13 protein-coding genes and 1 pseudogene are annotated in these 13,879 nt (G+C 67.9%); 7 read left to right on the top strand and 7 right to left on the bottom strand.

Annotated elements, in window-relative coordinates:
* Positions 1–34: 34 nt before the first annotated feature.
* Complete coding sequence (locus tag C2U58_RS00690; RefSeq protein WP_102944125.1) at positions 35–1,012, top strand: FAD:protein FMN transferase; 978 nt, start codon at positions 35–37, stop codon at positions 1,010–1,012.
* The gene (locus tag C2U58_RS00695) at positions 1,009–2,619 is read left to right on the top strand and encodes a sulfite reductase subunit alpha (RefSeq protein ID WP_102944126.1); all 1,611 of its coding nucleotides are present in this window, start codon (positions 1,009–1,011) and stop codon (positions 2,617–2,619) included. The genes C2U58_RS00690 and C2U58_RS00695 overlap by 4 nt, the downstream gene beginning before the upstream one ends.
* On the opposite strand, the gene C2U58_RS00700 is transcribed toward C2U58_RS00695, so the two are convergent.
* From C2U58_RS00700 to C2U58_RS00715, 4 genes and pseudogenes are all read right to left on the bottom strand, one after another.
* Positions 2,616–3,215, bottom strand: a complete 600-nt coding sequence (locus C2U58_RS00700; protein WP_102944127.1) for a HutD family protein — start codon at positions 3,213–3,215, stop codon at positions 2,616–2,618. The two genes, C2U58_RS00695 and C2U58_RS00700, sit on opposite strands and share 4 nt — an antisense overlap.
* A 20-nt stretch (positions 3,216–3,235) precedes the next feature.
* Positions 3,236–3,829, bottom strand: coding sequence for a murein L,D-transpeptidase catalytic domain family protein (locus C2U58_RS00705; protein WP_253256611.1), 594 nt, complete (start codon positions 3,827–3,829; stop codon positions 3,236–3,238).
* 140 nt (positions 3,830–3,969) lie between these two features.
* Positions 3,970–5,001, bottom strand: a complete 1,032-nt coding sequence (locus tag C2U58_RS00710) for a L,D-transpeptidase (protein ID WP_102944262.1) — start codon at positions 4,999–5,001, stop codon at positions 3,970–3,972.
* A 385-nt stretch (positions 5,002–5,386) separates the two neighbouring features.
* A pseudogene (locus C2U58_RS00715) lies at positions 5,387–5,790 on the bottom strand (ComEA family DNA-binding protein).
* A 127-nt stretch (positions 5,791–5,917) separates the two neighbouring features.
* On the opposite strand from C2U58_RS00715, the gene C2U58_RS00720 reads away from it, so the two are divergent.
* The 4 genes from C2U58_RS00720 to murU all read left to right on the top strand — a co-directional run bounded on the left by C2U58_RS00720 (position 5,918) and on the right by murU (position 9,535).
* Positions 5,918–7,411, top strand: a complete 1,494-nt coding sequence (locus C2U58_RS00720) for a M20 family metallopeptidase (protein WP_102944129.1) — start codon at positions 5,918–5,920, stop codon at positions 7,409–7,411.
* 64 nt (positions 7,412–7,475) lie between these two features.
* On the top strand, positions 7,476–7,745 hold the full coding sequence (locus C2U58_RS00725) for a GlsB/YeaQ/YmgE family stress response membrane protein (RefSeq protein WP_102944130.1): 270 nt from the start codon (positions 7,476–7,478) through the stop codon (positions 7,743–7,745).
* Between the two features lie 57 nt (positions 7,746–7,802).
* A complete protein-coding gene (locus C2U58_RS00730) occupies positions 7,803–8,828 on the top strand; it encodes a phosphotransferase (RefSeq protein ID WP_102944131.1) in 1,026 nt (341 codons plus the stop codon).
* Positions 8,825–9,535, top strand: coding sequence for an N-acetylmuramate alpha-1-phosphate uridylyltransferase MurU (murU, locus tag C2U58_RS00735; RefSeq protein WP_102944132.1), 711 nt, complete (start codon positions 8,825–8,827; stop codon positions 9,533–9,535). The genes C2U58_RS00730 and murU overlap by 4 nt, the downstream gene beginning before the upstream one ends.
* A gap of 177 nt (positions 9,536–9,712) precedes the next feature.
* Here murU and hda read toward each other — a convergent pair whose 3' ends face one another.
* Genes hda through C2U58_RS00750 form a run of 3 tightly spaced genes read right to left on the bottom strand, consistent with a single transcriptional unit; the run spans position 9,713 to position 12,710 of the window.
* Complete coding sequence (hda, locus tag C2U58_RS00740; RefSeq protein ID WP_102944133.1) at positions 9,713–10,423, bottom strand: DnaA regulatory inactivator Hda; 711 nt, start codon at positions 10,421–10,423, stop codon at positions 9,713–9,715.
* Positions 10,420–11,589, bottom strand: coding sequence for an AI-2E family transporter (locus C2U58_RS00745; RefSeq protein WP_102944134.1), 1,170 nt, complete (start codon positions 11,587–11,589; stop codon positions 10,420–10,422). Before C2U58_RS00745 ends, hda begins: the two co-directional genes overlap by 4 nt.
* Positions 11,586–12,710 (bottom strand): DUF2066 domain-containing protein, encoded by a 1,125-nt coding sequence (locus C2U58_RS00750; protein ID WP_172448032.1) that lies wholly within the window; start codon positions 12,708–12,710, stop codon positions 11,586–11,588. The genes C2U58_RS00745 and C2U58_RS00750 overlap by 4 nt, the downstream gene beginning before the upstream one ends.
* Before the next feature lie 137 nt (positions 12,711–12,847).
* Here C2U58_RS00750 and purM point away from each other — a divergent pair, with 137 nt between their 5' ends.
* The gene (gene purM / locus C2U58_RS00755) at positions 12,848–13,873 is read left to right on the top strand and encodes a phosphoribosylformylglycinamidine cyclo-ligase (RefSeq protein WP_172448043.1); all 1,026 of its coding nucleotides are present in this window, start codon (positions 12,848–12,850) and stop codon (positions 13,871–13,873) included.
* Positions 13,874–13,879 lie beyond the last annotated feature (6 nt).

Below are 13,879 nucleotides of genomic sequence, written 5' to 3' on the forward strand. Positions count from 1 at the left end.
GGCTGCTTCACCCTCGCAACCCCCAACTCGTTCAATGACCGCTCCTACCCACGACATCGCCAGCCTCGGTGGTCACACCATGGGCACCACCTGGCAGGTAAAACTGACCACCTCGCCCAACCGCGACCTGCACCCGCTGCACGCGGGCATCCAGGCGCAGCTGGACACCGTGGTGGCACAGATGAGCACGTGGGAAGCGGCAAGCGACATTTCGCGTTTCAACCGCGCAGCGGCCGGTACCACCGTGCCGCTGCCGGATCTCTTCGCTGACGTCATGCGCTGCGCACTCGACATCGCAGAACGCAGCAACGGCGCGTTCGATCCCACCGTCGGCCCGCTGGTCGCGCTATGGGGCTTCGGTGCCCAAGCGCATGCCCAGCGCGTGCCCGATGCCGACCTTCTCGCCGCAACCCGCGCCCGCTGTGGCTGGCAACGCCTGCACATGGATGAGGACGCATTGCTGCAACCGGGCGGGCTGGACCTGGATCTCTCAGCCATCGCCAAAGGTTTCGCAGTGGATCTGGTCAGCCGCTGGTTGCGTGCACAGGGCATCGCCGCCGCGCTGGTAGAGGTAGGCGGCGAACTGCACGGCTACGGCCGCAAGCCGGACGGCCAACCGTGGCGCGTGCTGGTCGAAGCCGGTCCCGAGGAAGAGGCGCAACTGACCCATCCTCCACGCGTACTCGCGCTCGATGACCTTGCCGTAGCCACCTCCGGCGACCGCTGGCATCAATTCAGCGCGGATGGCGCGCAGTACAGCCACACCCTGGACCCGCGCGTCGGCGCACCGGTCAGCCGTGCCTCCGCTGCGGTCACGGTAGTGGCACGTGAGGCCATGCAGGCCGACGGATGGGCAACCGCCCTGACCGTAATGGGCGCCGACGAAGGCCTTGCGTTCGCCAACGCACATGGGCTGGCGGCGCGCTTCATCACCCGAACCGCGCACGGTGTTGAAGAACACCTGAGCGAATCGTTCGCGCACCTGCTCGCCGAACAGGACGAGGCCGCATGAAGCGCAGCCCATCGCGCGCGGTGCTGGGCAATGCCGCCGTAATGATCGCGCTCGCGCTGCTGGCGTGGCTGCTGCTGCGCCTGCACCTTCAGGAGGACTGGTGGCGCGCCGCGCCGCTGGCCTCGCATTGGCGCTGGGCAGCCGGCAGCATCGCCGCCTATGCCGCGCTGTGCGCCCTGCTGTGGTGGCGCGGCCGCACGCGTGATGACGCGGTTGCCGACAATGGGCAGGCACCGCTGCTGCTGGTCTGGGCCAGTCAGACAGGCTTTGCCCAGCAGCTGTGCGAACGCAGCGCCGAGGTGTTGCGTGCATCCGGCATGTCCGTGCGGGTGCGCGGCCTGCATCAGGTCGATGCGCCACTGCTGCAGCAGTCTACGCGCGTGCTGCTGATCGCCAGCACTACCGGCGAGGGCGATGCGCCCGATCATGCACTGCCGTTCCTGCGGCGGGTGATGCCGCAGGCGCTGGCACTGCCACACCTGCAATATGGGGTATTGGCGCTGGGCGACCGCAGCTACGGCCACTTCTGCGCATTCGGCCACCAGCTCGACGCCTGGCTGCGCCAACACGGTGCGCACCCGCTGTTCGATACCGTCGTAGTGGACAACGCCGACCCGGCCGCGCTGCGCCACTGGCAGCAACTGCTCGGCCAGCTCGGCGGCAACGCCACCGACCTGCCGGACTGGGCGCCGGCGCAGTACCAGCACTGGCAGCTGCGCGCGCGCGCGCAGGTCAACGCGGGCAGCCCGGGCGCGGCCACCTGGCAGGTCGCGCTGGTGCCCGCCGATGGCGTGCTGCCGCCGTGGCAGGCCGGCGACGTGGTCGAGATCGGGCCGCAGCACGGCGCGGCCGAGGTCGATGCATGGCTGGCCCGACATGCGCGGGACGGAGCCGCGATGGTCGAAGGCCGGTCGCTGCACGACTGGCTGGCACACTCGCACCTGCCGGTGCTGCCGGACTCGGTTCCCGCCGATGACGCCGCGCTGGTAGCCGCGCTCAAACCGCTGCCGCACCGCGAGTACTCCATCGCCAGCACGCCGGCTGAAGGCCAGGTGCTGCTGTTGCTGCGCCGGCTGTTACGACCGGACGGCACGCCCGGACTGGGCAGCGGGTGGCTGTGCGACTACGCGCAGCTCGGCGGGCGCATCGACCTGCGCTTCCGCAGCAACCCGAATTTCCATGCGCCGTCGGAGGACGTTCCGTTGATCCTGATCGGCAACGGCACCGGCATCGCTGGCCTGCGCGCGCACCTGCGCGCACGCGTGGACCTGGGTGCCAGCCGCAACTGGCTGCTGTTCGGCGAGCGCACTGCCGCGCACGATTTCCATTTCGGCGAGGATATCCAGCGCTGGCAGCGCGACGGCATGATCGCGAAGCTGGACACCGTCTTCAGCCGCGACGGCGGCACGCACCGCTACGTGCAGGACCGCCTGCTGGCCGAACTGGACACGTTGCGCCAGTGGGTCCGCGACGGCGCCACGATCCTGGTCTGCGGCAGCCTGCAGGGCATGGCCCCGGCGGTGGATGCGGTGATCGAACAGGCATTGGGCCGCGACGGAAAGGAAACATTGATCGTGGCAGGCCGCTATCGCCGGGACGTGTATTAAGCGCTTTTCAAACGGATCGCCAGGATTTCACCGCCGCCGTTCAGCGCGTAGCGCTTGCGCGCCCCCGCCGCCAACCACGCCGTATCGCCCTGCTCCAACGCCGGCAGATCCGGCTCGCCTTCGAACCTCGCCTGCCCGGCTAGCAGATGGATCGCCCACGCCGTGCCGGGCTCGGTGAAGAAAAACATGGTCCCCACCAGCGGCCGGTGCAGCAGCTCGGCGTCGACCTGGTCGCGCCGCCACATCAGGTTGAAGTCATGGGTAAGCCCATCCACCAGCTCGCCACTGACCTGTGCCTCGCCGGCAAAACGCAGCCGATCATGCGGCGGCAGCAATGTGTGCACGGCGCCGTCGGCGAACCGAAGCCGCAGGCCTTCGCCACGCAGCAGCACCAACTCGCGCTCGATGCCGGGGAACGATGAAAACGCCGCATCCTGTTCGATCTCGGCGATCGACAACCGCACCTGCCAGTCGTCGCTGTCGGGCACGCGCAGGATCTCGCGCGTCCAGCCCAGGCCATTACGCCAGCGCTCGCGACGGTACTCGAAACTCGGAATGACGCGCGTGGCAGCGCTGAGGTCAGGGGCGGTCGACATGCCGCCATTGTGCCTCAGCCTCAGCCGCAGTCGGGGCTGAGCAGCTTCGAACGCGCCAGCCAGTCCTTGTCCGGGTAGTAGGCGAATACCATCGCCCCGCCCTGCAGGCTGTCGATCAGCGGCCGCGCTACGGTCAGGCGCACCGCCGGGCAGCCCAGGCTGCGGCCGAGCCGGCCCTGCAGCCGGGCGATGGTCGGATTCACGTAAGGTGCGCCGTGCATCACGATGGCGCGGCTGCGGGCGTTGTCATTGAAACCCGGCTCCAGGCCGTCCAGCCGCAGCGAATAGCCATTGCCGCCCATGTAGGTTTCCTTGGCGGTGAACGCGCCAATGCTGGACATGAAACTGCCGTCGCGGTTGGAGAAGCGCTCGGTGGCATTGCTGCCGCTGTTGCGGCCATGCGCGACCCACTCCTCGAACAGCAGCTTCTGCCGCGCAAGGTCGAACACCCACAGACGCTGCTCGGTGGACGGGCGTGAGTAATCGATCACGCTCAGGCGGCCCGGGTCGATCCCCAGCTCCGGCCGCCGCAGCGCACAGGTCATCGCCTGCGCCGCCAGCTTCAGCACCTTGCGGTCGGCATTGGGCGCCGCACGCGCCATCATCTCGGCCATCTGGTCTGCCGGTAGTGCCGGCCGCTGGCCGGCTCCCGACACCGCCTGGGCCGGCCAACGGCCGGCGCTACCAGCGGTCGCATGCGGAATTGCGAGCGTCAACACACCCAGCAGCGAAAGCGGAATCCGATAAGCCATCCCTACAAGGTGGCTCCAGCCGCATCGGATTCCAATACCGGCTGCAGGTTCTGTTCATCTGCCACCGGCCGTACCGCCGGCAGGCTGGTCACCAGCAGCGTGGTACCCGGCACCAACTCCTTGTACAGCTGCGCGGCAAACGACGGCGGCAGCGCCATCGGCAGGCTGGGCGTGGCCAGCAGGTCGGGGCTGGCATTGCCCGCGCTCTGCCCCAGCAGCGGGTACGCGGTCCACTTGTGGAGCTTCTGGGTCGCATCCAGCGGGCTCGCGACGTCCGAATAGCCCTGCTGCATCACGAACAGGGTAGTGCCCTCGAACGCCGGCAGCGCCTTGGCCTCCAGCCGTGATTCGCCGATCAACACGCCATCGCGCAGCACGTACAGCCGCTGGTCGTGCAGACTGACCAGGATGCCCACCTGCCCGGACGGCGCCGCGCTGTCGTTCCAATAGTGGTCCGGCGCGTCGGTGGTTTCGACCAGCGCCTTGCCGGTGCTGTTCACCGGCGCCAGCACCGCCGGGTAGGCCAGCGTCATCGGCGCGCTCTTGGCGTCGGCCACCACCACGGTGTCGCCGCGCTGGGTTTCGCCGAACAGCTTCTGCGCGAACGCCTGCGGCAACCGCACGCAGCCGTGCGAGGCCGGGTGCCCGGGCAGGTTGCCGCCGTGCAGCGCGATCCCGTCCCAGGTCAGGCGCTGCATGTAGGGCATGGGCGCGCTGTTGTAGAGGTTGGACTTGTGGTCCTTGTCCTTCTGCAGGATGGTGAAGACGCCCGTAGGCGTTTCATGCCCGGGCTTGCCCGAACTGATCGTGCTCAGGCCGATGGCGATGCCGTTGCGGTACACGTAGGCGCGCTGCTCATCGAGGCTGACCACCAGCACGATCGGACCGGCCGGGGAGATCTCCGGATGCCAGAGGAACTGGCCCGGCTTGAGGTCGGTGGGGCCTGCGGGTTCGGTGGCGGCCCAGGCAGGAAGTGCCAAGGCGGCGATCAGCGAACCGGCGATGTGCTTCAGCAGCGTGCGGCGTGTGGGCATGTTGCCTTCCTTCGAATGGGTCGAGGACACGCATGGCGTGTCGCTACGCATCATGCCGCGCCCCACGACATTGTGTGCGCCAAAAAGAAATTGCCCGGTCACACATCCCTGTGCGGACCGGGCAATCGTCACGTCCTTGTCGGCATCCCGCCTTCCCCCTGTGCATCCTGCGCAGTGTGGGTGCCGGCCATGCTCCCTGCACTCGGCCGAATTCTGTTCCGCCATCCCTCCCCTTCCCGGGTCTGGATGCCACCGTCCTGGTGGATCCGCGCCAATCCTTCCGCGCTGCGTCCGTGCGTGCCGCCTCCGTGCGGCTGTCGTGGCTGCCGGCTCCTGCCTGGCTGCCGTGACCGGCGTCGTGCCGGTCGCGACCCATCCTGTTACGTCAGCGCCTTGGAACGGGTGTCGGCGCTGCCCTCCTGGGCGGTGCCACCGTGGGCGCCGCCATGGCCCCCACCGTCATCCGTCGTCGATTCCGTTCGACCGTTGCTGTCCCTATCCCTTTCACCCGTGCCAGGTCCTCGACCCGGACGAAAGGTCCGTGTTGTCGCCGGTACGCGACGATCGCCTGGGCCTTTTTGGGCCCCACGTTCGTCAATCCCTGCTGCAGCGACGTCGCATCGGCGGTGTTGATGTCGATCCGGTCGGCCGCCGAAGCGGTTCCCGCCAACATCAGTCCCAGCACCAGCGCCTTACACGAAAACCAAGGCCCCACCGTGTAGCTCCCTGTGACTTCGGACCCCTCTGCTGCCGGCATCCCGTCGGAGCAGTCAGTGTCCCTCGCCACATGCACACAGCCTATCGTCGACATCACCTTCACACAGCCAGCTAAATACCTGACGTGGTGTAGGGAAATCCCTACCCCTCGCTCAGGCGTAGAATGGCGGGATCAGCCACATGCACTCGGAGTTACCTGATGGACAGCGCCAAGCTCGGCCAATTCGTCAATGACAAGTGGGACAGCGAGATCGTCCCGCAATTGGTCGAATACATCCGCATTCCCAACAAATCGCCGATGTTCGACGCCAATTGGGTCGAAAACGGCTACATGGAGCAGGCCGTCACCCTGATGGAAAGCTGGGCCAAGGCCCAGAACCTGCCGGGGCTGCAGGTGGAGGTGGTGCGCCTGGAAGGCCGCACGCCGCTGCTGCTTCTGGAAATTCCCGCCACCGGCGCCGAAACCGGCGACGACACCGTGCTGCTGTACGGGCACCTGGACAAGCAGCCGGAAATGACCGGCTGGGACGACGACCTGGGCCCGTGGCTGCCGGTGCTGCGCGGCGACAAGCTGTATGGACGTGGCGGCGCCGATGACGGTTACGCCATCTTCGGCTCGCTGGCCGCCGTGCTGGCACTGCAGGCGCAGAACCTGCCGCACGCGCGCTGCGTGGTGCTGATCGAAGCCTGCGAGGAATCGGGCAGCTACGACCTGCCGGCCTACGTGGACCATCTGGCCGACCGCATCGGCAAGCCGTCGCTGGTGGTGTGCCTGGATTCGGGCTGCGCCAACTACGACCAGCTGTGGTGCACCACCTCGCTGCGTGGCCTGACCGGCGGCAACTTCTCGGTGAAGGTGCTCAACGAAGGCGTGCATTCCGGCGACGCCTCCGGCGTGGTGCCGTCCAGCTTCCGCCTGCTGCGTCAGCTGCTGTCGCGCATCGAGGACGAAAACACCGGCCGCATCCTGATCGACGGCATGCATGTGGAGATTCCGGAAGAGCGCCAGGCCCAGGCCAAGCGCGCCGCCGAGGTGGTGGATACCGAGATCTTCGAGAAGTTCCCGATGGTCGACGGCCTGCGCCCGATGAACGAAGACCTGACCGAGCTGGTGCTCAACCGCACCTGGCGCCCGGCGCTGTCGGTGACCGGTGTGGACGGCATGCCGCCGCTGGCCTCGGCCGGCAACGTGCTGCGCCCGCATACCGCCGTGAAGCTGTCGCTGCGCCTGCCGCCGACCGCCGACGGCAAGGCCTGCGGTGAGCTGCTGAAGGAAGCGCTGCTGCGCGACCCGCCGAACGGCGCGGAAGTGAAGCTGGACCTGGAAAAGGCCTCGTCGGGCTGGAACGCGCCGGCGATGGCGCCGTGGCTGACCCAGGCCATCGACGATGCCAGCCAGACCTTCTTCGGCAAGCCGGCGATGTACATGGGCGAAGGCGGCTCGATCCCGTTCATGGGCATGCTGGGCGAGAAGTTCCCGGGTGCGCAGTTCATGATCACCGGCGTGCTGGGCCCGCATTCCAACGCACATGGCCCGAACGAGTTCCTGCACATCCCGATGGGCAAGCGCGTGACCGCGTGCGTGTCCAAGGTGATCAGCGAGCATTACGCGGCCAGCCTGCGCGGCGAGACCAGCGGTTCGCCGGTGGCGGCCGACAGCGGTACCCGCCACGGTGGGCATGGTTGCTGTTAAGAGGTAGACGCGGAGGGACGCAGCCTTTTGATAGGCTGCGTCCATCTCCTGCAGGAATCACACGATGGACGGATTGTTCGGCAGCACCAGCTGGCTTTACATCATCCTGGTCGGTTTCATCGTCGGCCTGTTCGGGCGCTTCTTCATGCCCGGCAACAACCGCATGGGCTGCCTGCTGACCATCGTGCTCGGCATCGTCGGCGCACTGGTCGCCGGCTGGTTCGGCCAGTACATGGGCTGGTACTCGCGCGGTGAACCCGCCGGTTTCGTCGGCGCCATCCTCGGTGCGATCGCGGTGCTGGCGATCCTTCGACTGTTCAGCAGCAAGCGCTGACATCGCCCTCCTTTCTTTCCACGCGCGCCACCCGGCGCCGCTTCGACGTACCTGTCCATGAACGATCCTGCTTCCGACCCGCTGCGCGCCGAACTCCGCCGGCAGTGGACCGCCACCGCGCTGGGCGACCCTGAGCTGCACCTGGACCGGGCCTCGGTGGATGCCGGTTTCCGCAGCTACTGGCGTGCCACCAGCGCGCATGGCAGCCACATCGTGATGGACTCGCCACCCGGGCTGGAAGACGTGCGTCCGTGGCTGCGCATGCACGATCTGCTCGAACCCCATGGCGTGCGCGTGCCGCAGGTGCTGGCCCGCGATGAGGAGCAGGGGTTCCTGCTGCTGGAAGACCTGGGCGGCCCAACCCTGGCCCGGCATATCGATGACGACAACGCCGACGCCTGGTTCGACGCCGCGTTCGCGCAGCTGATCCGCCTGCAGTCGATCCCGGTGCCGGAGGGCATGGGGTCGTTCGGCGAAGCGCTGCTGCAGCGTGATGCCGGCCTGTTCGACGAATGGTTCCTGCAACGCCACCTGGGCCTGGAACTGGACTGCGGCGAAGTGGAACAGCTGCAGTGGGTGCACCGCCGGTTGATGGACAACGCGCTGCAGCAGCCGCAGGTGCTCACCCACCGCGACTTCATGCCACGCAATCTGATGCCGGTCGAGCCCGGCCCGGCCGTGCTCGATTTCCAGGACCTGGTGCGCGGGCCGATCGCCTATGACCCGGTCAGCCTGTTCAAGGACGCGTTCCTGAGCTGGCCGCTGGAGAAAGTGGACGCCTGGCTGGCGCGTTACCACGCGCAGGCGCTGGCCGCCGGGTTGCCGGTACGCCCGTGGCCGCAGTTCCTGCGCGATGCGGACTGGATGGGCGTGCAGCGCCACCTGAAGATCCTCGGCCTGTTCGTGCGCCTGCGCGACCGCGATGGCAAGGGTCATTACTTCGCCGACGCACCGCGCTTCATCCGCTACCTGGACGAAGTGCTGCCGCGCCACCCGGAACTGGCCGGGTTGAACACGCTGCTGCAGGAGCGGATCAAACCTGCGATGGCGGCACTGGCGATGCCGGTGTCCAGCCGCGCATGAAGGCGATCATTTTCAGCGCCGGAAAGGGCGAACGCATGCGTCCGCTGACGCTCACCACGCCCAAGCCGCTGCTGGTGGCCGGCGGCAAGCCGCTGATTGTGTGGCATCTGGAACGGCTGGCAGCGGCGGGGTTCGACGAGGTGGTGATCAACACCTCGTGGCTGGGCGACCAGTTCGAACCGGCGCTCGGCGACGGCAGCCGCTGGGGACTGCGCCTGCATTTCGTCGACGAAGGCGCGGTGCCGCTGGAGACCGGTGGCGGCATCTTCAACGCATTGCCGCTGCTGGGCGACGCACCGTTCCTGGTGGTCAACGGCGATGTGTGGACCGATGTGGACTTCGCCACCCTGCCCCGCGAACCCTCAGGTGATGCGCACCTGGTGCTGGTCGACAATCCCGTGCAGCACCCGCGCGGTGATTTCATCCTGCATGCCGATGGTCGTGTCAGTGACACCGGCGATGCACCGCGGCTGACCTATGCAGGCGTGGGAATCTTCCGCTCCACCATCCTCAATGGATGGCGCGAGGTCATCGGCCCCACCGAAGGTGCGGCAGCCACCCCGCCGCAGTTCGGCCTGGCGCCGATGATGCGGCATGCGATGAAACAGGGCCGCGTAACCGGTCAGCATCACGACGGGCGCTGGACCGATGTGGGCACCCCGGAACGATTGGCGGCGCTGGATAGGGAGCTCTCGCGAACACTGTGAGGGCTCGGTAGGGTCGGTTCCCAAACGACCGCACGTATCGGTGATCGGCACGACGAACGCATGACCCGGCCCGAAGCCGATTTTGATTCGGGTTCATGCCCCAAATGATCGTTGCCAGGTTACCGGCAGTCGATCGGGATGCGACCCTACCAAGGCAGCCATCCCGCAGTTCCCCGTTTACAACCGATGCGAACCCTCTTCCACCACCTGCCGCAGGAACGGCACGGTGATCCGCCTTTGCGCGGCCAGGGATTCGCGGTCCAGCCAGTCCAGCAGGCTGACCAGGCTGCCCAGCTCGCGGCCGGTGCGGGTCAGCAGCCATTCGATGGCCGCCTCATCGATCGACAAGCCACGCCGCGCCGCGCGCTCGCGCAGCACCGCCGCGCGACCTTCGTCGTCCAGCGGCTGCAGTACCACGCGCACGCACTGCTGCAGGCGCGAGCGCAGGTCCGGCAGTACCAGCCCGAGCCTGTCCGGCGCGTGCTGCGCGGTATACAACAACGTAATGCCCGCACTGCGCGCACGATTGTGGAAATCGAACAACGCCACTTCGTCGTCACGGTGGCCGGCCACCGCATCCAGTCCGTCCAGTGCGACCAGGTCGCGACCTTCCAGCGACTCCAGCGCCGCGCGGGTGCGCCCCACCACCGCCTTCAACGGCAGGTAGGTCGGCTGCCGCCCGGCCTGTTCGGCCAGCGAACACATCGCGAGCGCCTGGTGCGTCTTGCCGGTGCCAGCCGCGCCTTCCAGGTACACCCAGTGCTGGTCTGCGCCCACGGCGATCGCGCGCAGCTGCGCCAGCGCACCGTCGGGTGCGCCGATGAAGGTTTCCAGTCGCTCGTCCTGCGGGTAGCGCAGGGCAAGCGGCAGCTGCGGAACAACACTCACTTCAGGTCTTGGCCCTTGGACGTGTCGATGATCACGGTCTGCCGGTCGACGTGCGTTTCGATCACGATCGCGTTCGGCTCACCGGCGTACAGCTCGCTTTCGCGGTAGCGCAGGTGCGCATAGCGCAGCAGCACATTGCTCACCGCCGCCACCGGCAGCGCCAGCAGCATGCCGAGGAAGCCGAACAGCTGGCCACCGGCCATCACCGCGAAGATCACCGCCACCGGGTGCAGGCCGATCTTGTCGCCGACGATGCGCGGGGTGAGCACGTAGCTTTCCAGCAACTGGCCCACGGTGAACACCACGCCGACCAGGATCAGCAGCTTCAGGTCGAAGCCCTGCGCCTGTACCAGCGCGGCCAGCACCGCCATGACGATGCCGGTGGTGGCGCCCAGGTACGGAATGAAGCTGATCAGGCCGGCGACCAGGCCGATCAACAGGCCCAGCTTCAGCCCTACCAGCGACAGGCCGATGGCATAGATCAAACCCAGCGCAACCATGACCAGGAACTGGCCACGGATGAACGCCCCCAGCACGTCGTTGGACTCCCGCGCCAGCTTGGTGATGGTGCCCACGTGGTTGCGCGGAATGGTCGAGGCCACGCGCTCGACCAGCTTGTCCCAGTCGCGCAGGAAGTAGAACGCCAGGATCGGCAGCAGCAGGATGTTGACCACCCAGGTCACCATCGCAAAGCCCGAGCGCGACACGTAGCCGAAGAAGGTCTTGGCGACGCCGCCGGCCTGTTCCCAGTGGCTGCGCACCCAGTCGATCAGCCGGTCCGGTTCCAGCCACGGCATGATTTCCATCCCGGTCTTCTGCTCGAACCAGGGAATGGCGTTCTGCATCAGCCACTGCTGGACCTGTGGAATGGCCGCGATCAGGGTCGAGATCTGGCGTTCGATCATCGGCACCAGGATCAGCAGCGCAGCCGTGATGACCAGCACCATGGCCAGGAACACCAGCACCACGCCGGTGTTGCGCGACCGGCCGGTGGCCTCGATCCGGTCGACCAGTGGGTCGCCGAGCCAGGCCAGCGCCAGCGCCAGCACGAACGGGGTCAGGATCGGGGCCAGCAGCCACACCACCCAACCGACCGCCAGTGCAAACAGGATGTACTTGATACGGCGCAGGAACTGCGCGATCTCGGCTTCCGGGGTGAGGATCATCGCAGGCGGTACTCGTTGCTGGCCGGGGGCGGCGGGGTGCCGGGGGCGGCATCTTCGTCGATCGGCACCGGCAGCGGCGCCAGCGGCACGATCACGCCATTTTCGCCGAGCATGCGGTTCAGCCCGGGCAGGCCGGTCGTCAGCTCCAGCGCCAGCTCCAGGCGGTTGCCCGAAGCGCGTACCGGGGTGATGTTGCGCACCACCGGGCTCTCGCGCAGGCCGGCGGCCAGGCGCAGGTAGTCCTCGGCGCTGTTCAGCCCGGTCACCACGATGGTGTAGGTGCCGGCCGCGCCAGTGGCGGCACCGGCCTTGGCGTAACGGCGCACCAGCGCGTCGGCGGCACCGTCGGCACCACCGGCCATGGCGCGGCGGGCGTCGCTGTCATTGGTGGTCCACTTGTTCAGTTCCCGGCCGCCATCGACGAACACCCAGTCGGCCACCCAGCCCCCGGTCTTGTCGCGGTACAGCTTGCCGACCAGCTGCATCGGCGGGGAATAGCGCGAGGAGGCGCGGGCGACCGCGGCGGTGTCCTGGCGCCAGATCGCACCGACCAGGGCCTGCTCGGCGGCGCTGCCGGTCGGCAGGCCGAGCTTGTAGCCCCGCTCGATGGCGCGGTTCAGCAGCGGCCGGGCCGCGTTGGCCTGCTGCACGGTGACCAGGCGCGGGCCGCTGCCGTCGTCGATGGCCAGCCAGACCACCGGCTTGGGCCGCGGCTGCGGCCACAGCGGCAGGCCCAGCGCCGAGATCAGCCCGTCCACGTCGTCCTGGCGGAACCGGGCCACCAGCATGGTGCGGTAGCTGGGCGCGCCGCTGGCCGAGGTGCTCTGGTCCTGGCGGTAGTCGTAGCTGGCCACGTAGTTCTTGGCGTCACGCAGGGACTGCATCACGCCCGGGCGGGTCATCACGCTGCGGTCGCCGGACAGTTTGGCCAGCACGTTACCCAATGCGCGGGCCAGGGCCCCGTTTCGGTCGGCCTCGCCCTGGCTGTTGACCGGCACTTCGGCCTCGTAGGCGCCACTGGCGGTGGCCACGTCGCCTTCGGTACGCAGGCCGCTCTGGGCCATCGTGGCCACCGGCAGGCACAGCGCGAGGAACATCATTACAAAGAGGCTGCGGCGCATCAGGACTTCCATTGAGCGTATCCGGGGGGAATTGTTGCCCGAATAGGGCCTGCGCGCCAACGTGGCCTGTTAAAATCCCGCTTTCACCCCAGCGCAGCCCGACGCCCGTGACCAATTCCCCGTCCAACCCCTCTCCCCTGACCTACCGCGACGCCGGCGTCGACATCGACGCGGGCAACGAACTGGTCGAGCGCATCAAGCCGCTGGTGAAGCGCAGCTTCCGGCCGGAAGTGATGGGTGGCCTGGGCGGGTTCGGCGCCCTGTTCGACCTGTCCAGCAAGTACCGCGAACCGGTGCTGGTCTCGGGCACCGACGGCGTCGGCACCAAGCTGAAGCTGGCACAACAGCTGGGCCGCCACGACACCATCGGCATCGACCTGGTCGCCATGTGCGTGAACGACGTGCTGGTCCAGGGCGCCGAGCCGCTGTTCTTCCTGGACTACTTCGCCACCGGCAAGCTGGACATCGACACCGCCGCAGCGGTCGTCGGCGGCATCGCCAACGGCTGCACCGAGGCCGGCTGCGCGCTGATCGGCGGCGAGACCGCTGAAATGCCCGACATGTACGCCCCGGGCGAATACGACCTGGCCGGTTTCACCGTGGCCGGCGTGGAAAAGAGCGAGCTGAAGGACGGCGCCAGCGTGGCCGAAGGCGACGTGCTGATCGGCATTGCGTCCTCCGGCCCGCACTCCAACGGCTACTCGCTGGTCCGCCGCATCTACGACCGCGCCGGCCAGCCGGCCGATCTGGAGCTGGAAGGCGGGGTCAAGCTGGTCGACGCGCTGATGGCCCCGACCCGCCTGTACGTCAAGCCGATCCTGGCCCTGCTCAAGGCGCACGGCCCGGCCATCCACGGCATGGCCCACATCACCGGTGGCGGCCTGACCGAGAACATCATCCGCGTGGTGCCCGACGGCCTGGGCCTGGACATCGACGCCGCCTCCTGGACCCTGCCGCCGGTGTTCCAGTGGCTGCAGAAGGAAGGCGCCCTCGCCGACAGCGAAATGTGGCGCACCTTCAACTGCGGCATCGGCTTCGTGCTGATCGTCGCCCCGGACCAGGTCGCCAGCGTTGCGGCGGCCGTCGAAGCCCAGGGCTTGGCGCAGTGGACCATCGGCAAGGTCACCGCCGCCAGCGGCACCGAGCGCGTGCGGATCGGCTGAGGCACC

Source organism: Stenotrophomonas sp. VV52 (assembly GCF_002893095.1).
Classification (GTDB): domain Bacteria; phylum Pseudomonadota; class Gammaproteobacteria; order Xanthomonadales; family Xanthomonadaceae; genus Stenotrophomonas; species Stenotrophomonas aracearum.

Bases quoted from the DNA above. Each gene is read 5' to 3' on its own strand.
- C2U58_RS00690 (WP_102944125.1), top strand. From the start codon at position 35: ATGACCGCTCCTACCCACGACATCGCCAGCCTCGGTGGTCACACCATG.
- C2U58_RS00695 (WP_102944126.1), top strand. From the start codon at position 1,009: ATGAAGCGCAGCCCATCGCGCGCGGTGCTGGGCAATGCCGCCGTAATG.
- C2U58_RS00700 (WP_102944127.1), bottom strand. From the start codon at position 3,215: ATGTCGACCGCCCCTGACCTCAGCGCTGCCACGCGCGTCATTCCGAGT.
- C2U58_RS00705 (WP_253256611.1), bottom strand. From the start codon at position 3,829: ATGGCCGAGATGATGGCGCGTGCGGCGCCCAATGCCGACCGCAAGGTG.
- C2U58_RS00710 (WP_102944262.1), bottom strand. From the start codon at position 5,001: ATGCCCACACGCCGCACGCTGCTGAAGCACATCGCCGGTTCGCTGATC.
- C2U58_RS00720 (WP_102944129.1), top strand. From the start codon at position 5,918: ATGGACAGCGCCAAGCTCGGCCAATTCGTCAATGACAAGTGGGACAGC.
- C2U58_RS00725 (WP_102944130.1), top strand. From the start codon at position 7,476: ATGGACGGATTGTTCGGCAGCACCAGCTGGCTTTACATCATCCTGGTC.
- C2U58_RS00730 (WP_102944131.1), top strand. From the start codon at position 7,803: ATGAACGATCCTGCTTCCGACCCGCTGCGCGCCGAACTCCGCCGGCAG.
- murU (WP_102944132.1), top strand. From the start codon at position 8,825: ATGAAGGCGATCATTTTCAGCGCCGGAAAGGGCGAACGCATGCGTCCG.
- C2U58_RS00745 (WP_102944134.1), bottom strand. From the start codon at position 11,589: ATGATCCTCACCCCGGAAGCCGAGATCGCGCAGTTCCTGCGCCGTATC.
- C2U58_RS00750 (WP_172448032.1), bottom strand. From the start codon at position 12,710: ATGCGCCGCAGCCTCTTTGTAATGATGTTCCTCGCGCTGTGCCTGCCG.